This window comes from Neorhizobium descurainiae, from assembly GCF_051400715.1.
GTDB lineage: Bacteria > Pseudomonadota > Alphaproteobacteria > Rhizobiales > Rhizobiaceae > Neorhizobium.
On record NZ_JBLFFK010000002.1, the window covers coordinates 1 to 22,879 of the forward strand.

General features: G+C 64.0%; 20 protein-coding genes. 11 read left to right on the plus strand and 9 right to left on the minus strand.

Translation table 11 applies throughout. From position 1 onward, the window contains the following. Window positions 1–313: 313 nt before the first annotated feature. Complete coding sequence (locus ACMGE0_RS03690) at window positions 314–1,153, plus strand: NAD(P)-dependent oxidoreductase (RefSeq protein WP_436814517.1); 840 nt, start codon at window positions 314–316, stop codon at window positions 1,151–1,153. Window positions 1,154–1,309: 156 nt separating this feature from the next. Here ACMGE0_RS03690 and ACMGE0_RS03695 read toward each other — a convergent pair whose 3' ends face one another. Next, window positions 1,310–4,534, minus strand: coding sequence for an efflux RND transporter permease subunit (locus ACMGE0_RS03695; RefSeq protein WP_436814518.1), 3,225 nt, complete (start codon window positions 4,532–4,534; stop codon window positions 1,310–1,312). After that, a complete protein-coding gene (locus tag ACMGE0_RS03700) occupies window positions 4,531–5,742 on the minus strand; it encodes an efflux RND transporter periplasmic adaptor subunit (protein WP_436814519.1) in 1,212 nt (403 codons plus the stop codon). The genes ACMGE0_RS03695 and ACMGE0_RS03700 overlap by 4 nt, the downstream gene beginning before the upstream one ends. A 290-nt stretch (window positions 5,743–6,032) precedes the next feature. Here ACMGE0_RS03700 and ACMGE0_RS03705 point away from each other — a divergent pair, with 290 nt between their 5' ends. Together ACMGE0_RS03705 and ACMGE0_RS03710 are read left to right on the plus strand one after the other, a co-directional pair. Further along, complete coding sequence (locus ACMGE0_RS03705; RefSeq protein ID WP_436814520.1) at window positions 6,033–8,519, plus strand: ATP-dependent helicase; 2,487 nt, start codon at window positions 6,033–6,035, stop codon at window positions 8,517–8,519. Further along, entirely contained in the window at window positions 8,516–9,088 is a 573-nt protein-coding gene (locus ACMGE0_RS03710) for an AAA family ATPase (protein ID WP_436814521.1), read from the plus strand. Before ACMGE0_RS03705 ends, ACMGE0_RS03710 begins: the two co-directional genes overlap by 4 nt. Before the next feature lie 33 nt (window positions 9,089–9,121). Here the strand turns inward: ACMGE0_RS03710 and ACMGE0_RS03715 are convergent, their stop codons facing one another. Beyond that, window positions 9,122–9,967, minus strand: coding sequence for an NmrA family NAD(P)-binding protein (locus ACMGE0_RS03715; RefSeq protein WP_436814522.1), 846 nt, complete (start codon window positions 9,965–9,967; stop codon window positions 9,122–9,124). Between the two features lie 497 nt (window positions 9,968–10,464). Here ACMGE0_RS03715 and ACMGE0_RS03720 point away from each other — a divergent pair, with 497 nt between their 5' ends. Both ACMGE0_RS03720 and ACMGE0_RS03725 read left to right on the plus strand, forming a co-directional pair. Further along, window positions 10,465–11,466, plus strand: coding sequence for a zinc-dependent alcohol dehydrogenase family protein (locus ACMGE0_RS03720; RefSeq protein ID WP_436814523.1), 1,002 nt, complete (start codon window positions 10,465–10,467; stop codon window positions 11,464–11,466). An 85-nt stretch (window positions 11,467–11,551) separates the two neighbouring features. Beyond that, entirely contained in the window at window positions 11,552–12,697 is a 1,146-nt protein-coding gene (locus ACMGE0_RS03725) for an amidohydrolase (RefSeq protein ID WP_436814524.1), read from the plus strand. Between the two features lie 177 nt (window positions 12,698–12,874). On the opposite strand, the gene ACMGE0_RS03730 is transcribed toward ACMGE0_RS03725, so the two are convergent. Together ACMGE0_RS03730 and ACMGE0_RS03735 are read right to left on the minus strand one after the other, a co-directional pair. After that, complete coding sequence (locus tag ACMGE0_RS03730) at window positions 12,875–14,242, minus strand: DUF2778 domain-containing protein (RefSeq protein WP_436814525.1); 1,368 nt, start codon at window positions 14,240–14,242, stop codon at window positions 12,875–12,877. A gap of 306 nt (window positions 14,243–14,548) precedes the next feature. Next, complete coding sequence (locus ACMGE0_RS03735) at window positions 14,549–15,175, minus strand: cysteine hydrolase family protein (protein ID WP_436814526.1); 627 nt, start codon at window positions 15,173–15,175, stop codon at window positions 14,549–14,551. Between the two features lie 177 nt (window positions 15,176–15,352). Here ACMGE0_RS03735 and pncA point away from each other — a divergent pair, with 177 nt between their 5' ends. From pncA to ACMGE0_RS03750, 3 genes are all read left to right on the plus strand, one after another. Further along, window positions 15,353–15,979, plus strand: coding sequence for a bifunctional nicotinamidase/pyrazinamidase (gene pncA, locus ACMGE0_RS03740; protein ID WP_436814527.1), 627 nt, complete (start codon window positions 15,353–15,355; stop codon window positions 15,977–15,979). Window positions 15,980–16,094: 115 nt separating this feature from the next. Next, on the plus strand, window positions 16,095–16,814 hold the full coding sequence (locus ACMGE0_RS03745; protein WP_436814528.1) for an AzlC family ABC transporter permease: 720 nt from the start codon (window positions 16,095–16,097) through the stop codon (window positions 16,812–16,814). A 1-nt stretch (window position 16,815) separates the two neighbouring features. Then, the gene (locus tag ACMGE0_RS03750) at window positions 16,816–17,130 is read left to right on the plus strand and encodes an AzlD family protein (protein ID WP_436814529.1); all 315 of its coding nucleotides are present in this window, start codon (window positions 16,816–16,818) and stop codon (window positions 17,128–17,130) included. A gap of 2 nt (window positions 17,131–17,132) precedes the next feature. Here the strand turns inward: ACMGE0_RS03750 and ACMGE0_RS03755 are convergent, their stop codons facing one another. Next, on the minus strand, window positions 17,133–18,965 hold the full coding sequence (locus ACMGE0_RS03755) for an aminopeptidase P family protein (RefSeq protein ID WP_436814530.1): 1,833 nt from the start codon (window positions 18,963–18,965) through the stop codon (window positions 17,133–17,135). Window positions 18,966–19,240: 275 nt separating this feature from the next. Here ACMGE0_RS03755 and ACMGE0_RS03760 point away from each other — a divergent pair, with 275 nt between their 5' ends. Beyond that, window positions 19,241–19,414 (plus strand): hypothetical protein, encoded by a 174-nt coding sequence (locus tag ACMGE0_RS03760; RefSeq protein ID WP_436814531.1) that lies wholly within the window; start codon window positions 19,241–19,243, stop codon window positions 19,412–19,414. A gap of 198 nt (window positions 19,415–19,612) precedes the next feature. Here ACMGE0_RS03760 and ACMGE0_RS03765 read toward each other — a convergent pair whose 3' ends face one another. From ACMGE0_RS03765 to ACMGE0_RS03775, 3 genes are all read right to left on the minus strand, one after another. Next, window positions 19,613–20,491: a 50S ribosomal protein L11 methyltransferase gene (locus ACMGE0_RS03765; RefSeq protein ID WP_436814532.1), complete on the minus strand. Its 879-nt coding sequence runs from the start codon at window positions 20,489–20,491 to the stop codon at window positions 19,613–19,615. 78 nt (window positions 20,492–20,569) lie between these two features. Next, window positions 20,570–21,169 carry an SCO family protein gene (locus ACMGE0_RS03770; protein WP_436814533.1) on the minus strand — a complete coding sequence of 200 codons (600 nt, stop codon included), beginning with the start codon at window positions 21,167–21,169 and terminating at the stop codon, window positions 20,570–20,572. Between the two features lie 140 nt (window positions 21,170–21,309). Next, window positions 21,310–21,468, minus strand: a complete 159-nt coding sequence (locus ACMGE0_RS03775) for a hypothetical protein (RefSeq protein WP_436814534.1) — start codon at window positions 21,466–21,468, stop codon at window positions 21,310–21,312. A gap of 386 nt (window positions 21,469–21,854) precedes the next feature. Between ACMGE0_RS03775 and ACMGE0_RS03780 the strand changes: the two genes are divergently transcribed. Both ACMGE0_RS03780 and ACMGE0_RS03785 read left to right on the plus strand, forming a co-directional pair. Next, the gene (locus tag ACMGE0_RS03780) at window positions 21,855–22,322 is read left to right on the plus strand and encodes a chemotaxis protein CheW (RefSeq protein ID WP_436814535.1); all 468 of its coding nucleotides are present in this window, start codon (window positions 21,855–21,857) and stop codon (window positions 22,320–22,322) included. Between the two features lie 196 nt (window positions 22,323–22,518). Continuing rightward, entirely contained in the window at window positions 22,519–22,842 is a 324-nt protein-coding gene (locus tag ACMGE0_RS03785; RefSeq protein ID WP_436814536.1) for a hypothetical protein, read from the plus strand. Window positions 22,843–22,879 lie beyond the last annotated feature (37 nt).

Sequence of the window (22,879 nt, forward strand, 5' to 3'; positions counted from 1 at the left end):
GCGAGAGGGCGGGGATGAGAAAGAGGTCAAGTGATTGATAAGGCTGGGACGGGTTTGAGTTTTATCCATCGGTCCCGCTGGATGCCGCCACACCCCCTCCTCTGCCCTGCCGGGCCTCTTTCCTTCGAGGGGGAGATCGGATGGGGGCGCCGGCTTCCCCCAAAGGGACGAAGACAAATATGTGGCCTCACCCTCGAACTTCGAAAACTCTTAAGCGTGAATGGAACAACCACCCGCCGCAACCGAAATCGCTTTCCTCCCGCCCGGGAAAAATGCTCTAAGTCAACCACATCATCCTCTGGAAGCCATAACGATGCCGGTTGTTTCGATCATTGGAGCAGGTGCCATGGGCAGCGGGATCGGCCGCAGACTGGTGGAAGGCGGCGCGCGCGTGCTGACCTATCTCGAAGGCCGCTCGGCCGCGACGCTCGCAAGAGCAAAAGCCGCCGGCATGCAGCCCGCCGGTCTGGACGCGATACTCGATGCGGACATCATTCTCTCGATCGTGCCGCCCGCCGAAACCGTGAGCGTCGCCGAAAGCGTGTCGGCCGCAGCCCGCCGACAGGACAGGCGAGCGACGTTCATGGATTGCAACGCGATCTCGCCGGATACGATGCGTCGGGTCGCGGCAGCCTTCAACGGCAGCAAAGTGGATGTGCTCGACGGCTCGATCATCGGCTCACCGCCGCAGCCGGCCGGAAAGGGGCCCAGGCTTTATGTCAGCGGCGATGCCGCAAACAGGAGCGGCATGCTCGCCGACCACGGGCTGGACGTGCGCCGCATCGAAGGGCCGGTCGGCGCCGCCTCGGCGCTGAAGATGTGTTATGCCGGCATCAACAAGGGCCTCATCGCTCTCGGCACCGCCATGCTGCTCGCCGCCATACGGAACGATGCGGACCAGAGCCTCAAGCGCGAACTCGAGGAAAGCGCGCCGGATCTCGACCGGAAGTTCTCGTCCGGCATTCCGGACATGTATGCCAAAGCCTATCGCTGGGTGGCGGAAATGGAGGAGATCGCCGCCTTTCTCGGCAAGGACGACCCCGCCTCTCTCATTTTCGAGGGCATGGCGGGGTTGTACAGGAAGATGGCGGAAGACCGCAATGCGAGCGGTGAACTGGCGGCGCAGCTGGACGGATTGCTTGGGCGGGAGTGATCGAACAGGCAGCTCCCTCACCGACAAAATCTGCGGCTTGGTTTGCCGGATCATGATTTTACAACCTCTCCCCATTGCGGGAGAGACGACAATTTCCGACGACCGGTGAAGCGGGGTGGCGGAAACTGCCGGTGATCAATCGATGACGACCGCTCCTCACTCCGCGGCGAGCAGCGGCTGTTCCTTTTCCTTCTCGTCCTCCTCGGCCGTCTCCGCCTTGCGGCGCGAGGCATGCGCGAGTTCCTGATGCAGGCGCTGCTCCTCGTGCACATGCGGCTTGGCGAAGCGGGCGATCAGGAGATAGGCGACCGGCGTGATATAGAGCGTGACCAGCACGGCAAAGCCGAGGCCGCCGACGATGACCCAGCCGAGCGCGATACGGGCCTCCGCGCCGGCGCCCTGCGCCAGAACGAGCGGCACGCCGCCGATGATGGTGGCGATCATCGTCATCATGACCGGGCGAAGGCGGATGGCGCAGGCGGTCTCGATCGCCTCCCTCACCTCCGCCCCGCGGTCGCGGAGCTGGTTGGCGAACTCGACGATCAGGATGCCGTTCTTCGCCATGACGCCGACAAGCAGCACGAGGCCGATCTGGCTGTAGACGTTGAGGCTCGATCCGGTGAGCACCAGCGCGATGGCCGCGCAGGCAAGGCCGAGCGGCACGGTGGACATGATGATCAGCGACGACAGCACGCTTTCGAACTGCGCGGCGAGCACCAGGAAGATGATGGCGATCGCAAAGCCGAAGGTCATCAGCATCGCGTTGGAATTCTCGCCGAGCGTCTTGGCTTCCGCCATCGGCATCAGCCGCACGCCGGCCGGCAGCAGCGGCTGGGCAAGCGCCGTCATCTCCTGGACCGCATCGCCGAGTGCCACGCCATCGTGAAGGCCGGACGAGATCGACACCGACGCAAGCTGCTCCTCGCGGTTGAGCTGCGGCGCAACCGCCCCTTCCCTGAGCGTTGCGATGGTCGACATCGGCACGATCTTGCCGTCGCCGGTCTTGAGGAAAATGTTTTCGAGATCGGTGGGATCGTCGATCGGCCGGGTGGTCGAGGTGAGCTTGACCGGAAGCGCATCGCCGGCGACGAAGACGTCTACGACCGAACGGCCTTCGAGCAGCGACTGCATGGCGGTCGAGAGACCCGTGATGTCTATGCCCAGATCGGAGGCCCGCTCGCGGTCGATCGCGACGGAAAGCTGGGTCTGGGTGGGCTCGTTGGTGAGGCGCGGCGTGTCGAAGAGCGGGCTCTTCTCCATCTCCGAGACCAGCTTCAGCGCGGTCGAGGTCAGGACGTCGTAGTCGTTGCCGACCAGCGCCATCTGCAGGCCGTTGCCGGCGCCGCGGATCTTCAGGCTGTTCGACTGCATCGTGAAGCCGCGGAGCGCCGGCACGCGCTGTGCCGCGGCATTCACATCCGCGGCGATCTCGTCCTGGCTGCGGCTGCGCTCGTCCCAGGGCGCGAGCGTCAGCACCATGAAGCCGCTGTTGGTGTTGCTGCCGAAGCCGGAAATCGAGAAGATGTTGCGGATTTCGCCGGAATCGCGCAGCGGCTTCAGGTTCTCCTCGACCCGCTGCATCTGGTCGCGCGTGTAGTCGAGGCTGACCCCCTGCGGCGCGGTAAGGCGCAGCATGACCGTGGCGCGATCCTCGCGGGGCGTCAGCTCGTTCTTGACGAGGCCGAAGACATTGTAGGCGGCGATCGCGAAGATCACCGAAAAGACGATGACGACGAGCGGCGCATTGAGGCAGTACCGTAGTGTCCTGGCATAGAGGCGGGCAAAGGCGCTGCCGAACGCACCGAGCAGCCCGTGATGCTCCTTGATCGGCTTGGTCAGCATGCGCGAGGCGAGCATCGGGCAGAGCGTCAAGGCCGTGATCGACGACAGGGCCACCGAGAAGGCGAGCACGAAGCCGAATTCCTTGAACAGGCCGCCGATCTGGCCGGGCAGGAAGGAGAGCGGAATGAAGACGGCCGCGAGCGTCGCCGTCGTGGCGATGACGGCGAAGAAGACTTCCTGCGTGCCGAGCACGGCGGCCGCGCGCGGTCCCATGCCCTCCGCCCGCCGCCGGACGATGTTTTCGAGCACGACGATCGCGTCGTCCACCACGAGACCGGTTGCGAGAACGATCGCGAGCAGTGTCAGGATGTTGATCGAGAAGCCGACGAGATAGATCGCCACCAGCGTGCCGATGAGCGCCACCGGCATGGTGAGGCCCGGAATGAGCGTCGCCCGCCAGTCGCGCAGGAACAGGAAGATGACGACGAGCACGACCGAGGCCGACAGGATGAGCGCGATCTCCACCTCGTGCAGCGCGCCCTGGATGAAGATGGCGTCGTCGCCGGTGATCGCGATGCGCGTGCCCTCCGGCAGCGTCTTCTGCATCTCGTCCACGGCCGCCTTGACGCCGTCGGAAATGTTGAGCGTGTTCGACTGCGCCTGGCGGATGATGCCGAGGCCGACGCCCTGCACGCCGTTGGCGCGCAGCACCGTGTTGCCGTCGTCCGGGCCGAGCGAGACGGTGGCGACATCGCGGATGCGCACGTTCGGCGCGATCAGCACGTTCTCGAAATCGCGCGGCGTCGTCAGGCTCGCGGTGGCGCGCACGACGATATCCTGGCTGGTGCTCTTGAGCGAACCGGCCGGCACGTCGAGCGCGGCACTTTCGAGCGCCTTGTCGACATCGGCGACGGTGAGGCCCCGACCGGCAAGGGCGGCCTGGTTCACGTCGACGCGGAACACCTTGTCCTGATCGCCGTAGAGCTCCACGTCGGCCACGCCTTCGACCGCGGCAAGACGATCGACGATCTCGTTGTTGACGAGCTGGGTGAGGTCCTCCATCGACAGTGTCGAGGAGGTGACGGCCAGGCGCATGATGGCGTCGGAATCCGCATCCGCCTTGACGATGCGGGGCTCGTCGGCATCGTCCGGCAGCTGGTTGACGACGCGGCCGACGGCATCGCGCACGTCGTTGGCGGCTTCGGAGAGATCGACGGAATCGGAGAATTCCATCGTCACGCGGCTGGAGCCGAACTGCGATTGGGAAGACAGCGCCTTGAGGCCGGAGACGCGCGCGACCGCGCCTTCGATGACCTGGGTGACCTCCTGGTCCATCGTCTGCGGCGAGGCGCCGTCGTAATTGGTGCGGACCGTGATGACCGGCTGGTCGACGTCGGGAAGCTCGCGCACCTCGACGCCGGCGAGGGCGGCAAGGCCCGCGACGACGAGCAGCGTGTTCAGAACCGCGGCAAGGATCGGCCGGCGGACGAAAAGCGCGGTGAAGCTCTGGCCGGATTTCTCCTCGCCGCCGTGTCCCGATTTCTCTGCGCCGCCATGGCCCGCACCGCCATGGCCGAAGCCCGGAAGCTCGATCTTCATTGGCTCGCCACCTCTGCCGTATCCGGCGCACCGAATATACGCACGGGCGCCCCTTCCCTCACGCGTTGCAGACCTTCCGTCACCACCCGGTCGCCCTCGTTGAGCCCGGCCTCGACGAGGACCGTGTCCGGATTGCGCTGCACGACGCGCACCCGGGTCTTGACCGAGGTATTGTCCTTGACCAGCCAGACATAGGAGCCCTCGCCGTCCCATTGCACGGCGAGCGGATCGACGGACGGGTATTTTTCGCCGGCAAAGCGCATGCCGACGTTGAAGGCCATGCCGGCGCGCAGGACGTCGTCGGGATTTTCGACGCGGGCGCGGATGCGCATCGTGCGGCTTGCGGGATCGACGCGGTTGTCGATCGCCTCCACCTTGCCGGTAAAGACCTGGCCGGGGCGGGCGATGGAACTCGCCTCGACCGCCTGGCCGGGCTCGATGGCGACCGCAAAGCGCTCGGGCGCCCAGAAATCGACGAGGATCGCCGAACGGTCGTCGATGGTGACGATGCTGGTCTGGGTCGTGACGTTGTCGCCGATATTGACCGCGACGATGCCGGCGATGCCGTCGATGGGCGCGGCGATATCGCGGCGCCTGAGGTTCAGCTCGGCGGTGGAGAGCGCGAGCTTCGCGGCCTCTTCGGCGATCTGCGCATCGAGCACGTCGAGGCGCGAGACCGACTGCAGGTTCTTGTAGGAAGCGGATTTTTCCTGGGCGCTTCTGAGCGACACCTGCGCCTTGTCGCGCTCGATCACCTGCTCGTCGTCATCGAGACGGGCAAGCACTTGGCCCTTCACGACCTTCTCGCCGGAACTGACCATGATCTCGTGGATCGTGCCGGTCGCCTGCGGCATGACGACGACGGACTGGATCGCCTCGCCGCTGCCGATCGCCGTCAGACGGTCGTTGACCGTGCCGATCGCCACCGGTTGGGCCACGACGAGGGTGGCGCGATTGCCGCCGCCCTGGCCCCGCTGCTGGCCGCCTTGACCGCCGCCCTGCCCCTGCTGCCGCGCCGCGGCATTGCCGTCTCCGGCCGCGGGCGGGGCTGCCGGCTGAGCCTGTTCGGGGCGGATTGCGGCAATCACCTCTCCCGGGACGCCGATCTTCGCAAGCGTCTCACCGGCGCCCGGCACCATGAAGACCCAGAGGCAGAGCCCCGCGGCCAGAACCACGATACTGAGCAGAAGCTGTTTCCAAATCCGCATTCACTTCTCCGGTTGAGGCGCGCGCAGCCCTATTTGCGAAGGAGTATCCTTTTTTGCAGATGTACAAGCAATGGGTGATCGGCATTCTTACGAATTTGTAATTTCACAAGATTTTGTAGAGTTGTTGACCATTCCTGGAGCCTCAGTCTGCCTATCCAGAGGGCAAAAGCTGGTCCTTTCTTGGGCGATCCGCATCAACTTACCACAATTTAGCCTCCCCTTGCGGAGAGACTGGGAATAAAAGAGGAACATTTTCTGGTCTTTCGGGTCCGAATCATTACATTGGCCGCATGAGTAACAGTTTCGACGACATCCCGTTCTTCGACGAGGAACCGGCGCCGCGCAAAGGTTCTGTCCCGCTCCCGCCCGGCGCAAGCGGCGGCCTCGGGATTGCGGCGCGCGCCATGGCCGCCCGCGACCAGCGCCAGGCACCGGACTATCTCGCCGGCCTCAATCCGGAACAGCGCGAGGCGGTGGAAACGCTGGACGGCCCCGTGCTCGTGCTCGCGGGTGCCGGCACCGGCAAGACGCGGGTCCTGACGACGCGCATCGCCCATATTCTGGCGACCGGCCGGGCCTTCCCCAGCCAAATCCTCGCCGTTACTTTCACCAACAAGGCGGCGCGCGAGATGAAGGAGCGCATCGGCGTGCTGGTCGGCGGCGCGGTCGAAGGCATGCCCTGGCTCGGCACCTTCCACTCGATCGGCGTGAAGCTGCTCCGCCGCCACGCGGAACTCGCCGGCCTTCGTTCGGACTTCACGATCCTCGACACCGACGACGTGGTGCGGCTGATCAAGCAATTGATCCAGGCGGAGGGGCTCGACGACAAGCGCTGGCCGGCCCGCCAGTTCGCCGGCATGATCGACGGCTGGAAGAACAAGGGTCTGCTGCCCGCCGACATTCCCGAAGGTGACGCCCGCGCTTTCGCGAACGGAAAAGGCCGCGAGCTCTACGCCGCCTACCAGACGCGGCTGAAGACGCTGAACGCCTGCGATTTCGGTGACCTGCTTCTGCACCCGATCGCGATCTTCCGCCAGAACCCGGATATCCTGAAGGATTATCACGGCAAGTTCCGCTACATCCTCGTCGACGAATACCAGGATACCAATACCGCGCAATACATGTGGCTGAGGCTGCTCGCGCAGCGCCCGAAGGGCGTGGCCCAGAACGTCTGCTGCGTCGGCGACGACGACCAGTCGATCTATGGCTGGCGCGGCGCGGAAGTGGACAACATCCTGCGCTTCGAGAAGGATTTTCCGGGGGCGAAGGTGATCAAGCTGGAGCGCAACTACCGCTCCACCGAACATATTTTGGGCGCCGCCGGCCATCTCATCGCCCATAACGAGGGGCGGCTCGGAAAAACGCTATTCACCGACCGGGTCGATCCCGACGACGAAAAGGTGATGGTGCATGCCGCCTGGGATTCGGAGGAAGAGGCGCGCGCCGTCGGCGAGGAGATCGAGCGTCTGCAGCGCGGCGATGCCGACGGCAAGCGGCATGCGCTGAACGACATGGCGATCCTCGTGCGCGCCTCCTTTCAGATGCGCGAATTCGAAGACCGCTTCGTGACGCTCGGCCTCAACTACCGCGTCATCGGCGGCCCGCGCTTCTACGAGCGGCTCGAGATCCGCGATGCCATGGCCTATTTCCGCCTCGTCTGCCAGCCGGCGGACGACCTCGCCTTCGAGCGGATCATCAACACGCCGAAGCGGGGCCTGGGCGACACGACGGTGCGCTATCTGCACGACTATGCCCGCGCCCGCGCCATTCCGATGCTCGCGGCTTCCGCCGAGATCATCGAGACCGACGAGCTGAAGCCCAAGGCGCGCAAGGCGCTGTTCGACGTGGTGCAGAGTTTCCGTAACTGGCAGACGCGGCTGGAGACGACGCCGCATACCGAGCTTGCCGAGCAGATACTCGAAGAGGCCGGCTATACGGACATGTGGAAGGCCGACAAATCGGCGGAAGCGCCCGGCCGGCTGGAAAACCTGAAAGAGCTCATCCGCTCGATGGAAGCGTTCGAGAGCATGCGCGGTTTCCTCGAACACGTGTCGCTGGTCATGGATGCCGAGCAGAACGAGGATATGGATGCCGTCTCGATCATGACGCTGCATTCGGCCAAGGGGCTTGAATTCGAAACCGTTTTCCTGCCCGGCTGGGAGGAAGGCCTCTTCCCGCACCAGCGGGCGCTCGACGAAGGCGGCCGCGCCGGACTGGAGGAGGAACGCCGCCTCGCCTATGTGGGCATCACGCGCGCCAAGCGGCGCTGCCATATCTGGTTCGTCTCGAACCGTCGCATCCACGGGCTGTGGCAATCCACCATGCCGTCGCGCTTCCTCGACGAACTGCCGCAGGCGCATGTGGACGTCGCGGTCTCCGAAAACAATTACGGCGGTTATGGCGGCGGGCGCGGCGGCTATGGACAATCGCGCTTCGACAAGGCCGATCCCTTCGCCAATTCCTATTCGACGCCGGGCTGGAAACGCGCGCAGGCCAACCAGACGGACGCCACGCGCGACAACTGGGGCACGCGCTCGGGCCACGCGGTGGAGCGCATCGGCTATGGCGAAAGCGGCCCGCGCGGGCGCATGATCGAGGGTGAGCTGGTGGCGAAATCGGTGGCCGACACGCCCTCGCAATTCTCCATCGGCGACCGGGTGTTCCACATCAAGTTCGGCAACGGCAACATCGCCGCCATCGAAGGCAACAAGCTGACGATCGATTTCGACCGGGCCGGGCAGAAGCGGGTGCTTGAGGGATTCGTGGAAAGGGTGTGACGCTGGATCCTAGTGCCGAGCCAGAAACCCAGGTTGAGATTCTCTTGCTGACCGGACCCGCAGGCGTTGGAAAATCCACGCTTTCCTGGGAAATTTCTTCGCGTCTGGCCGAGTCCGGCATCGCCCACGCCGCGATCGAAAGCGACGAACTCGACCGGGTCTTCCCGCGCCCCGTACGTCAAGACCTGGAACGAATGGCACCCGGCACCATCGATATCAGCGCCCTCAATCTGAAGGCCATCTGGTCGACATATCGACAACTTGGGCAAACGCGCCTGATCCTGTCGGGCGTCATGATGCATCTGGCATTCGATCGAAGATGGATCACAGCCGCGATCCCGAACGCCAGCTTCAGGATCGTCCGCTTGATGGCGACGGAAGAGACGATCGCCGCCAGACTGGTCAAAAGAGAATCCGAAAAAGGATTTCCCTCCCAGCTTGAACGCTCGCTCCGCCAAAGAGAACATATGGCAGCCGAAACACGGAACGATGTGCTCTGCGTCCACACGGATGGACGTCTCGTATCCGAGATCGCGGCCGATATCCTGGCAGGGATCAACTGGCGATGATCGCAGCCGCGGTTTGTCTCCAAGCCGCCGAGATCAGCCTCCCCAGTAGTCGCGTAACGTCACGCTCCCTTGCCTCGTTTCGCTTTCCGGCGGCATCGGGCTTTCGAGGGCAAGCGCCGTCATGCCGGCATAGGATTTCGCAGCCGCGTCCGAAAAGCCGAAGCTGCGATAGGTCTTTTCCCAATCCGCGCGCGGCACGCTTCTGACCTCGACAGGCCTCCCGAACCGTTCGGAGAGCACGGCGGCGACATCGGCCGGAGAATATCGCTCCGGGCCTTCCGCGTAGACCAGCCTTTGGCTTTCCGGCGGCTCCATCATCAGATCGGCGGCAGCCTCGCCCAAATCCTGCGGCGCGACCATAGCGATCCGAAACTCGGCCGGGAAGAAGGTCATCAGCACGCCGTCGTTCTTCGCCGCCTCGAGGTTCATGTCCCAGTTAGTCATGTAATAGGCCGCGCGCAGGATGCTCGTCGGGATCGGCTGCCGCTTCAATCCCTCTTCCAGCTCGTAAAGCGTACCGAGATCGCCGATCCTCTCGCCCTTCCGGACGCCGTAGGTGGAGTGGCCGACGATCTTTTCGAGACTGGACCCTTCGATGGCAGCAAGGATCGATGCGATCGTTTCTTTCTCGCGAGCGTCCGTGTCTCCATCGGGCGATGCAGGCGGGTTGAGGGCATAAAGCCGCCTGCCCTTCCGAAGGATTGCCCGCAACGCTTCCGTATCGCGAATATCCGCAACGGCGATCTCTGCACCCTGAGCGCGCAAACCTTCTGCCTTGTCGGCATTGCGGGCGACGATCATCACCGGCTCACCGCGCGCCAGCAGCGTTTTCGCAGCCGCAGAGCCAACATGACCTGTTCCGCCGAGAATGATATGCATGATCTCCTCCTGTCTACAGCAGGAGAATGCGTGCATCTCGGCGGGAGTTCCGCCTCACCGCCTGGTGAGCCCGGCTCGACGGCCCCGTCTTTTCCACGATCGACGCGAGAACCGCGGCCGCTTCGGGATCGGCCGCATCGTTGCGGATGACGGCTGCGCCTGAAGACAGTTCCTTCTTCGCCTGCTCCAATGGCCGGGATTGATGCCGTGACGATGAGTTCGCCGCCTTCCGCCGCGATACACCTGGAGCTCGCAAGACTTATGCCGCTTGTGCCGCCTGTGACCAATATTCTCTTTCCCGCAAATCGGCTCATCGGTTTCGCTCTTCAATTGTGGGAGAAACGCCTTAGATAAGCCCGGGACCAGACCCGGCAAACCGATGACGAGAGTTTATTCGGCACAGGTCGCGGCGGCCGGGAGCCAAACGAGCTTGTCAGGTTTCCTGTCTCCCGCTACCTCAAGCTCCGGAGATTTTTCGGATTTCAAGGGAGGAATTCATGAAAGCGATCGTCACCGCGCCGGGCGGACTGGACGCCCTGAAGCTTGTCGACCTGCCGGACCCCGGCAAGCCCGGACCCGGAGAAATCCGCGTCGCGCTGCATGGAAGCTCGCTCAACTATCACGACCTCGGCGTCGCGAGCGGCAGGACGCCGACCGACGGCCGCGTGCTGCTGGCAGACGGCGCGGGCGTGGTCGAGGAGGTCGGCGAAGGCGTCACCGAGTTCAAGCCGGGCGACCATGCCGTCTCCTGCTTCTTCCCCGACTGGCAGGACGGCCCGCCGCTGCCGGGCGGGTTCTCCCGCGTGCCCGGCGACGGCATCGACGGCTTCGCGACCGAATATGCCGTCCGGCCGGCAGGGGCCTTCACGCTCGCGCCGCAGGGTTTCAGCCATGTGGAGGCGGCGACGATCACCACCGCCGGGCTGACCGCCTGGCGGGCGCTCGTCGAGATCGGCAAGCTGAAGGCTGGCGACACGGTGCTGGCGCTCGGCACCGGCGGCGTCTCGATCTACGCGCTGCAGCTTGCCCGTGCCGTCGGCGCAAGGGTGGCGATCACCTCCTCCTCCGACGAGAAGCTGGAGCACGCGAAAAAACTCGGCGCCGAGTTCACGGTGAACTACACGCAGCATCCCGACTGGGGCAAGGACGTGCTCGGCTGGACCGATGGCCGCGGCGTGGACCATGTGGTGGAAGTAGGCGGCCCGGGCACGCTCGGCCAGTCGATCCAGGCCGTGAGGATGGGCGGCCATATCTATATGATCGGCGTCCTGACCGGCGCGCGCGGCGAAGTGCCGACCGCGGCGCTTGCGGGCAAACAGGCCACGCTTTCCGGCCTGATCGTCGGCAGCCGGCGCCACCAGCAGGATTTCGTCCGCGCCCTCGACCACGGACTTTTCAAGCCGGTGATCGACAAGGTGTTTCCGCTGGAAAAGCTTGCCGACGCCTTCCGCTACGAGATGAGCGGCGGCCATTTCGGCAAGATCGGCATCGAATGGTGACGGGCCGGGCGGAGGTTTTTCTTGCCGGACCCCCCTGCCCCGTCTACCTCTTGGGTAAAGTTCCAATGATGAGGGAGCGGCCCCCGTGTTTCTTTCGAACCAGGACGTGATCGAGCTCACCGCATGGCGGCGAAAATTGCATGCCATGCCGGAGATTTCCGGCGAGGAGGCCGCGACCGCCGCGGAGGTGCAGGGCTTCCTCGCGGACACCAGGCCGGACCGGGTGGTCTCCGGCCTCGGCGGCACCGGCCTCGCCGTGGTCTACGACAGCGGCGTGCCCGGCCGGACGGTGATGTTCCGCGCCGAGCTCGACGCCCTGCCGATCGAGGAGACCGGCACGCCGGAACACCGCTCGCGAATTCCCGGAAAGGGCCACATGTGCGGCCATGACGGCCACATGACCATGCTCGCGGCCCTCGGCCGGCAGTTCGGCCGCCAAAGGCCGAAGCGCGGCCGCGCCGTCCTGCTCTTCCAGCCGGCGGAGGAGACCGGCGCCGGCGCCGCCGCCGTCATCGCCGACGGGAAGTTCGCGGAGCTGACGCCGGACTACAGCTTTTCGCTGCACAATATGCCGGGCCTGCCGCTCGGCCATGTCTGGCTGAAGGACGGCATCGCCAATTGCGCCTCGCGCGGGCTGAAGATCGTGCTCTCGGGCCGTACCGCGCATGCCTCCATGCCTGAAACCGGCATCTCTCCGGTGCCCGCAGTGGCGGAATTGATGCCGGCGCTGACGGCCTTGAGCAGAGGCGGCATCGCGGCCGGGGATATGGTGCTCGCAACGGTCACGCATGCCGCGATCGGCGAGCCCGCCTTCGGCATCGCGCCGGGCCATGCGGAGGTCTGGGTGACGCTTCGCAGCATGACGGACGGCGGGATGGATGCCCTGGTGTCCACGGCCGAGACCCTGGTGAAGAAAGCCGCCGCAGATGCAGGGCTCGAATATGCCCTCGAATACCACGACATTTTCCTGCATTCGGAAAACAACGCGGAGGCCGCCGCGCTGCTGCGTGCCGCGATGGAGGCGGAAGGCGTTTCGCACGAACCGGGCGAGACGATGCGCGGCTCGGAGGATTTCGGCCGTTTCGGCGCGGTCTCGAAATCGGCCATGTTCTTCCTCGGCGCCGGCGAGGACATGCCGAACCTGCACAATCCGAACTACGACTTTCCGGACGACCTGATCCCGATCGGCACGCGGATTTTCGCGCGCGTGGCGCGGGATATTCTGAGGTGATGAGGTGGGGCACGGTGCCTGCTGACTTCAGAAGCGGGTCGTCATCCCACCTGCAAGTTGCTTGGGCTTAGATCCTCGGGCTTGTCCCGAGGATCTGCGCACGTGAGAGATATCAAGCCCCTCGCTCGGTGGAATGGGGAAACGGTGGCGGCAGGAACTCTCGCCAAAACCCAATAATCAGGCGTCCTTGCCCTTGAAGAGCTTGGCGAGGAAATTGTCGCCGCCACCGCCGCGACCCGGACGCCTGCCGTCCCATTTGGGCACGATCACCATGTGGGTGATCTCGCCGCGCTGGAAAGCCTTCAGGAAGCGGTCGTATTCGGCAAAGGCGACGCAGCCGTGCGAATCGCCGCGCACACGCAGCAGATAGCTGTGGGCGAGAAGCCCGGTGCGGCCCTGCGGCGCCCTGCCGTCGACCGGCGTCAGGCGGATGGCGGCCACGCCGTGGAACAGCTTTTCGCGCATGGAGAGCTTGTAGGTGCCGGGCGGCGTCGGCCCGCGCATCTTCACATGCGTAAACTTCGGATTGTCGCGCATGCCGCCGATGCCGGAATGGGCTTCGAGCCTGGTGCCGTTCGGCAGATGGACGACGGCATTGCTGATGTCGTAGATCGCCACCTTGGCGCCAATGCCCGGCCAGTTCGGCGCGGACGGCGCGGGTGCCGCAGGCGTCTCGCGCATCGGATTATCGGGCTTGGCGAAGGCGAGCGCGGTCGGCTTGTCGTCGTCGCCGGCTCTGCCCGGCTTCTGCGGCGCGACGGCGGCGATCGCGGCCAGCGCATTCGGCTTGGCGGGCTTCGCAGCCGTCGCCGTCGACGGACGGATGACCGGCAGAGGCCCGGCCTTCGGCAGATCGTAGCCCGGCACGGGCGCTTCGACGATCGCGACGGTTTCCTCTTCGCCGGCATCGTCCTCGAGTGCGGTCTCTTCGAGCGCCGCCATCTCGACCGGCTTCATGTCCTTGAGTTCGGCGACCGTGGTGGCCGGCGCGGCATCCTGGATGAGATCGGGCATGGGGTCGTTGCCGCGTGGCGCGACGACGACGAGGCTTTCCATCGCCGGAGCGAGCGCGGCGCGGATGGCGTTCGCATCCGGGCGGATTTTCTCGAGCGCCGCGAACCGCTGCTCGTTCTCGGCGTGGTGGGCGGCTTTGGCCAAGGCGACATCGAGCATCTGCCGGACGCTCGATTGATCCGGCTTGCGGGCTTCGAGCGCCGCCACATCGGCGTCGGCAAGACGCCTGCCCTTGGGATCGGCCGGCGAGCTGCCGGGCAGACGGGAGAATTTCGAGACTTCAATCTCGCGACTATCGGAGACGATCGGCGCGGCGGCAGCGACCGGCTGCGCCAGCGTCGTTTCGAATTTGACGTCGGAGGCGGACTTGACGGCTGTCGCCATGGTGACCACGGAGGCGCCGACCAGGGCGGATACGGTCAGGCCGATACCGAGGGCGACATTCGTCAGGAGAGAGCGGGATTTCTTTCGCCGCGGCGGCGCCTTGCGTACCTGTTTGCCATTCGCGGAAGCCTGGACCGAACGCGCCATTACTCGTTACCCGAACCGTTACACACACCGGCAGAAACCGCTTGCGCGAACCCGCCAACACAACCCCGGCGAAGTGCGCGCAGAGAGGGTATCTGCTCACTGCCGCCGAAGGACTGCATGTGAGGATGAACGATTATGGTAACCAATGTCTTTACGCCGCCCCGATTTGGTTTTCGGTGGTGCGCATAAATGCGCATGCCGCCGGAAGTTTAGCCGAAATATGGCGCTGCCGTGTTTTCCTATGCATAGAAGTGACAGTCAAGGCAATTGATAAGTTTAACAAATCGGAATTCTTCCAATGTTGCCTTATTGCCGCATAGCCGCAACCATCTCTTCCGCGGAACACAGGATCGCATCCCCCATGAAGGCGATATTGTCGAGCGCGCGCTCGGCCGCGTCCACGTGCCCTGCCCCGCAGGCATCGCGGATGACGACCGGCACAAGGCCCAGGTCGCATCCCTGGCGCACGGTCGGATCGATGCCGATTTCCGTCGCCACGCCGCAGATCGCGAAGGATGTGAGGCCGAGATCGCGCAGGATGATCGCAAGCGGCGTCCCTTCGAATGCGGAGAAGGTGATCTTGTCGAGGATCGCCTCGTCAGGCCCCGGCGCAAGTTCGGGCGCGATGGCGAAACCGGGCGTGTCGCGGAGAAACCAGGGGTGCACGGCTTCGGGATCATCCGTCCGTTGCCAGGCCATGGCCTGGCGCATCTGAAAGCGGCCCATCAGGGGTTTCGGCATGGAAAGATGGCGAAGGAAGATGACCGGGAACCCCGCACGCCGGGCTGCATCCAGGACGGTCTTTACCTTCTCGGTCACCGCGGCGCCATCCTTGAGCTGATGGAGAATGCCGACCTGCATGTCATAGACAACAAGTGCCATCCGGTCCGGACGGCAGAAATCCTGCAGCGTCTTTCCCATCTTTTCCGCCATCTATCCGCCTCCGTTTAGACTGCGCTGGCTCAATAGCAGAAAAATGCGACAATCGCGACATTGCCTGTCCGCGGCCGGTGCGGGCTTTGGCCGGTGCAAGCCAACCCAAGTTCTTCGATCTTGATCCTTCTGGCCATGATTGGCATTTTATTCCAGCCAAGGCTCGGAGGAAGACCGATGAAAGCTCTGCTCCTGATCGATATCCAGAACGGCTTCTGCCCCGGCGGCAATCTGCCGGTCGCGCATGGCGACGAGATCGTGCCGGTCGCCAACCGGCTGATCGAAGACGGCGGCTACAACCTGATCGTCGCGTCCCAGGACTGGCACCCGGAAAACCACGGCAGCTTTGCCTCGCAGCATCCCGGCAAGAAGCCCTTCGAAATGGGCGAACTTTGCGGCAAGCCGCAGGTCCTGTGGCCGGATCATTGCGTGCAGGGCACGCCGGACGCCGAATTCCATCCCGATCTGAATGTCGAAGCGTTCGACTATATCCAGCAGAAGGGCGACAACCCCGCGGTCGACAGCTATTCGGCTTTCCGCGACAACGACCAGGCGGCGCTCACGGGCCTTGCGGGCTACCTCAGGGCGCAGCAGGTGGCCGAGCTCGACATCTGCGGGCTTGCGACGGACTATTGCGTGAAATTCTCCGCCCTCGACGCCGTCGAGATGCTGCCGGACGTGAAGGTGCGCTTCATCGAGGATGCCAGCCGGGGCATAGACCCGCAGGGCGTGAAGAGCGCCATTGCCGAGATGAAGGCGAAGGGCATCGGCATCGTGACGAGCAAGGCCATCCTCGCGGACTGACCGGCCAAGCGAACGGCAGCGCCCGACAGTTCAGCGGAATCGATCGTTCCATCAGCCCAATTGAATTGCGCTGCCCGCGGCACGGTTCTAAAGCCGGGGCGGAAGGATTTCTCGTATGAACAGCAGTGAATTTTACGCGGGCCTGAAGGGCGGCATCGTCGTCGCGCTCTCTTCGGCGCCTTTCGCGATACTGTTCGGCGCCATTGCGGTCGATAACGGAATTTCGGTGCTGGAAGCGGCCCTCATGAGCGCCACCATCTTCGCCGGCGCGAGCCAGCTGGTCGGCATCGAACTCTTCGGCCATCACGTCGCCGCCTGGCTGATCGTGCTGTCCGTCTTCGCGGTCAATTTCCGCCATGTCCTCTATTCGGCGGCCGTCGCCCGCTTCATCGGCCATTTCACGCCGGTTCAGAAATTCTTCACCTTCTTCCTTTTGACGGACCCGCAATTCGCCGAAAGCATCAAGCGCGGCGAGAGCGGCCGGGGTATCAGCTTCCCGTGGTATATCGGCTTCGGCGTCGCGATGTATTTCCCCTGGCTCTTCTTCAGCGTCGTCGGCGCCTTTTTCGGTCGGATGATGGGTGATCCGCGCGCAATCGCGATCGATGTCCTGCTGCCGATCTATTTCCTCGGCCTGGTCGTCGGCTTCCGCCGCAAGCCCGGCTTCTATCCCGTGGTGGCGGCAAGCGCGCTCGGCTCAGTCTTCGGATATCATGTCGTCGGTTCGCCCTGGCATGTCAGCATCGGTGCGGCCGTCGGGGTCGTCGTGGCGGCACTTCTGCCGCTGCCGAAGGAGCGTGTGCCGGTCACGACCGCCAGCGAGGTGGAGAGCTGACATGGCCGATGCGATCTCGATGGATATGGCGTTCCTGATTGCCGCTGCGGCGGTCGCGACCTTCCTGACCCGCATCGGCGGCTACGTGCTGATCACCAGGATGAAGACCATCCCGCCGCGCATGGAACAGGCGCTGAATGCCGTGCCGGCGGCGGTTCTGACCACGCTGGTCGCACCCGCCTTCTTCGACGGCGGCTGGGACGTGAAGATCGCCATGCTGGTGGCGCTGGTCGCCAGCCTCAAATATCCGGGCCTGCTGATGCTGGCGGTCGGCTGGGCGGCGGCGATGATCTGCCGCCACCTCTTAGGCTTCTGATATCAGGCGAGCGGCTCGGTCGCCTTCACCAGCCAGTCCCTGACGGATGCGTCGTCGATCAGCGGCATCAGCTTCCCGCGCACCGCCGTATGGTAGGCATCGAGCCAGGCAAGCTCTTCCGCCGTCAGCAGCGCCGGCAAGACGAGCCGCCGGTCGATCGGGCACCAGGTCAGCGTCTCGAAGGAGAACATCGGCTGGTCGCCGCCCTCGATCTCCTCCGCCGCCTTCACATAGATCAGGTTCTCGATGCGGATGCCGAAGGAGCCGGGACGGTAATAGCCGGGCTCGTTGGAGAGGATCATGCCGGGCAGCAGTTCCTGCGTCGAGAGCCGCGAGATGCGCTGTGGTCCCTCATGCACGGAGAGGTAGGACCCGACGCCATGGCCCGTTCCATGCGCGTAATCGCCGCCGGCCTTCCAGAGCGCGATGCGGGCGAGCGGATCGAGATCGCAGCCGCGCGTGCCCTTCGGGAAACGCGCCGTGCTGATGGCGATCATGCCCTTGAGCACCAGCGTGAAGAACCGCCTGCGATCCTCCGGCACGGCGCCGACCGCAACCGTGCGGGTGATGTCGGTCGTGCCGTTGATATATTGCGCGCCGGAATCGATGAGGAACAGCTCGCCCGCTTCGAGCTTGCGGTTCGTCTCGGTCGTCACCCGGTAATGGATCACCGCGCCGTGCTCGCCGGCACCCGAGATCGTGTCGAAGGAAATGTCCTTGAGCGGGTTCTGCATGCTCTGGCCGACCCGTGCGCGGGCCGCTTCCAGCGCCTTTACCGCATCGATCTCGGTGATCGTGCCAGGTGCCTGGGCATCGAGCCAGCACAGGAATTCGACCATGGCGGCGCCGTCCTGCAGATGCGCCTGCGCCGAGCCGTCGAGCTCCGCCGTGTTCTTGCAGGCGCGCGGCAGTTTTGCCGGATCGCCCGCCTCGACCGCCTGCCCTCCGGCGGCATCGATCGCCCTGGTGATCGCGAGCGGCGTCAGATCCGGATCGACCAGGATCTTCGCGCCGTCCTTCGAAAAGGCGGAAAGCCGGGCGAGGAATTCCGACGGCGGCCGCTGGACGGCGAGCTGCGCCAGATAGGCTTCCGGTTCGATCCCCGTCTTGCGCTTGTCGAGGAAGATTTCCGCCTTGCCCTCGGCCGGAACAATCGCACGGGAAAGCGGGTGCGGCGTATGCGGCACGTCATCGCCGCGGATGTTGAATATCCAGGCGACGGATGTGGGGTCGGCGATGACGACCGCGGCGGCCCCCTTTTCCTTCACCTGCGCGGAGATTGCGGCGATCTTCTCGCTGGCGAGCCTGCCGGCATGGTCCAGCTTCTGGATCGAGACGGAGCCAAGCGGTTCGGCCGGCCGGCCCGTCCAGATTTTGTCGAGCGGGTTGGACGGCAGCAGGACGAGCGAGCCGCCGATCTCGGCAAGCGCCTTTTCCAGCCGGCGCACTTCCGCGCCCGCGTGCAGCCAGGGATCGATGCCGAGCCGGAAACCCTTCGACGCATGGCGCGGCAGCCAGACATGCGGCGGTTCGCTGACGAGATCGCCGCCGGTGAAGACAGTGCCGTCCACCTGTTCGGCGAGCTGGGTTACGTAACGTCCATCGACGAAAACCACCGCCTCGCGTTGCATAACGAGCGCGATTCCCGCCGAACCGGTGAAGCCGGTCAGCCATGCAAGCCGCTCGGCGCAAGCCGGCACGTATTCGCCTTGATACTCGTCGGCGCGGGGCACCAGAAAACCGTCGATGCCGAGCTCGTCGAATTTTGCCCGGAGCGCATTGACGCGGTCGCGGCCGAACTGCGGGGTGGATTTCACTTCGAAAGACTGAAACATGGGCTGATGATCCGGACTTTGTCTAATTCGGAGAAGTTCTGATTCCGAAAAGGTCGCCGCATGTTAGCCGATGTTGATCGGACTAGGCCAGCGGAAGCGGCGAGTGCCGGCCGATTGTGCAACTGCCACCTTGTCATGGATCAATAAGCGGCATCCCATGCACAGGGCGCATACCACCTTTGAGAGAAGCCCCCTCACTGTGCAGTGCAGCAAAGTCTATATAGGAGGCATCGAACGGGCGCCGAACAAGGCCCGTTCCAAAAGGACACGTCAATATGGCCTCCTCTTTCTTTCGCAATGCCTTCAACCGCATGGTCGAAGCTCGTGAGCGTCAGGTCGCCCGCTATGTCAACGGCGCGCTTCTCAACCTCGACGACGAAACGCTGAAGGGCCTCGGCACCAGCCGTGAAGAACTACGCCGCAAGGGCGCTGCAAACTACGTATTCTGAGCAAGGGCCGGGGCGGTTCTCCTCCTCCCTCACTCGCACCGGCTTTCAGAATACGGAGCCCGCTTGAGCATCCTCCTCCTGGCTCGCGGGCACGATCGATCGCAAGATTGATCGGCAAGGCGACACCTTTGGTGTCGCCTTTTTGCTGTCCGCCGTTCAAAATCCGGAAGCCGTTTCCCTGTTGCGGCGCACAATGCCTCAACCATGACGCAAGTGGATCGTCACCCAGCCGTTGCGCCAGATGGTCCGCACATGGCGGAGCTTCGCGCCGTTATAGGCAGCCAGCACTTTCCAGCGCTGTTCGGCCAGGATTCCTGAAAGGATGACCGAGCCGCCCGGCGCGAGATGTGCGGCAAGCTGCGGCGCCATCTTCATCAACGGCCGCGCCAGGATATTGGCGATGATCAGGTCGAACGGCCCTTCCTGACGGAAGGCAGGCGAATGGAAACCCGGCGCCGTCTCAAGCCGGATGCCCGAGGCGATACCGTTGCGGCGTACGTTCTCCTTCGCCACCCGCACGGCGACCGGATCGATATCGGTTGCGAGCACCGGAACGGGCCTGAGCTTGCGCACCGCGATCGCCAGAACCCCGCTTCCCGTGCCGAGATCGAGCGCATTGCGGACCGTGCGGGCGCGCAGGACCTCCTCGATCATCTCCAGGCAGCCGGCCGTCGTGCCGTGATGACCGGTGCCGAAAGCCTGGCCGGCATCGATCTCGATCGCAATGTCGTTCGCCTTCACCTTGCCGCGGTCATGCGAGCCGTGGACGAGGAAACGGCCTGCCCTCACCGGCTTCAGCCCTTCGAGCGACCTGGCGATCCAGTCGACATCCGGAATCACTTCCCTCTCGATCGCCGCATCCGGAAAGGCGTGGCGGATGCCGTCCGCGATTCTCCCACGAACGACTTCTTCCTCGTCCCTCATCAGATAGACGGAGGCCTCCCAGATATCTTTTTTCTCGTCCACTTCGGTGGTGGCGATGGCAAAATCCTCCTCGCCGAACACTTCCGACAGGATGTCGAGGATCTGCGCTGCCCCCTTTTCGGTGGACGTGACGTAAAGGCGGATTTCGCTCAAGGGGATGATCTTTCAGCTATCGATGGATGGCCGAGAGGATTGCCACAGAAGGCCTGTCGGCTTCAACCGCCAAAGCCATCAGCCCTTGATCAGATTTTCGAGCTTCTGGACGGCGGTGTCGGGGTTTTCGCCATAGGCGATCGTGCCGGCGAAGCGTCCGCCGTTGTCGAGCAGGAAGACCGAGGCCGTGTGATCCATCGTGTAGTCGCCGTTCGGGTCCTTCTCGTCCACCGGCACCTTCTTGGCATAGACCTTGAAGCCCTTGATCATTTCGTTGACCTTTTCCGGCGGACCGGAGATGCCCTTCACCCGGTCGGTGACATTGGAAACGTATTGGCCGAGCAGTTCCGGCGTATCGCGTTCCGGATCGACGCTGACGAAGAAGCCGTTGAGCTTGGTGCCGTCCGGATCGACCTTGTGCAGCCAGCCGTTCAGCTCGAAAAGCGTCGTCGGGCAGACTTCCGGACAATGGGTGAAGCCGAAGAAGAGCGCGGTCGGCTTTTCCTGGAACGCCTTTTCGGTGATGGGCTGACCGTTCTGGGCGACGAGCTCAAACGGCACGCCGAACGGGCCTTCGGCAAGCTCCTGCTTCGAGCGTGTCACTTCCGTCGTCAGCCAGACAAGCACGCCGGCAAGCACGACGACCGAAGCCCAGAGGACGGCACGAAAGGTCTTCATCGGAATTCTCTTCACGTTCACGCCTGACGATCAGGCTTCACACTGTTCCGTGAGCGATAGACCCGAAGAGGCCGAGATGCAATTCAAGAAGCCGTTCTCGAAGAACGTCGCGCTGATTTGTCCCACGGAGGGGACATTCCTCAGAAGCACCAGGAGAGGCCGTTTTCACCGAGCGCCAGCAGAATGGAGGAGCCGTGCAGCAGCCAGCCATAGAAGGCAGCTCCGGCAATGCCCAGCAGGAGCAGGCTGACGGCTGCGATCAGCGGCAGGCGCTGGCTTGTGACGATGCTCTGGCTCATGACGCCATTCTAGGGCCAATCCGTCCTTTCCGGAAGAGCCTGCGACCTCAAGCACGATTAGCGGAAGATTAATCTCTGTCTGAGACGCTGAAGGAAGCGAAACTGGTTCGATGAATCGATCCGGCGATCGGGAATGCCGAGGCAGCGCGCCGGCGGCATCTGCGACAAGCCGACGGGACGGAACCACGAAAGACATGACGTCGCCGAGACCGGTTCACCGATATGGGCCGTGAAGGACGCGCTGACAATCAGCGATCACGTTCGCGCGAACTTCATTGCCTGCGCGCGAGCAATCGACCGGACTGACAGAGATCGACACTGCGATCGCCATGTGGACCAGGCGATCAGGCGGACGCGATCCTCAGACAAATGGAAAGAATTCTGATATGACGAATGCCATCAAGCAATCCGGCGCCTATCTCGAAATCGTCTCCTTTCATCTCGGAGACCAGGAATTCTGCATCGACATCATGGCGATCCGCGAAATCCGCGGCTGGGCGCCGGTCACCCCGATGCCGCATACGCCGCCCTACGTGCTCGGCCTCATCAACCTGCGCGGCGCGGTGATCCCGGTCATCGACATGGCCTGCCGCCTCGGCATGAAGATGACGGAACCCTCCGAGCGTTCGGCGATCATCGTCACCGACATCGCCGGCAAGCTGGTCGGCCTGCTGGTCGAACAGGTGTCCGACATGATGACCATCCGCGGCGAGGACCTGCAGCCGGCGCCGGAAATCATCCCGGAAGCCCAGCGCGCCTTCTGCCGCGGCATCGTGGCGCTGGAAAAGACCATGGTCTGCTTCCTGAACCTCGACAGGGTCATCGCCGACGAACTGGCTCGCGAAGCCGCTTGATTTTGCAGCGCAAAAAGACGCCTCGACCTTCCGCTGCACGCAAGCGTAGCGGAAGATTAAACTTCTGTAATCATTACATTTTTTTAAGAATAAATTTCGGAACCCCACTGCTGCAGTGCGAGTTCTCCCGTCGCAAAACGCCCAACCGAACCGCTTCAGAACTCTTCGGCTGGTTTTCGAAGATAGGAGAATGACCATGAACAAGGCTTTTGCTCTCGCAGTCCTGATGTCCGCCGCCACGATGGGAAGCGCCTATGCCCGTGAAATGGGCACGCCGGTGAAGCCCGCCACCGACGTCGCCATCGTCTATACCGATCCCGAAACGGCCGACGCCGCCCGCCGGCTCGACATTCCCGACACCATAGTCCATCCGAGCCGGTCGATGATCCAGAAGGCCCAGGCGGAAATCCGCCAGGATCCGGCGCTGCATGCCGCGCTCGTCAGGCAGGACGTCGAACTCAACAATGTGGTCGCCATCGACACCGCCGCAGACGGCAGCAGGATCGTCTACGTCCGCTGATGATTGGATGACGAAACGGGTCCGGCTCTTTCCGGAC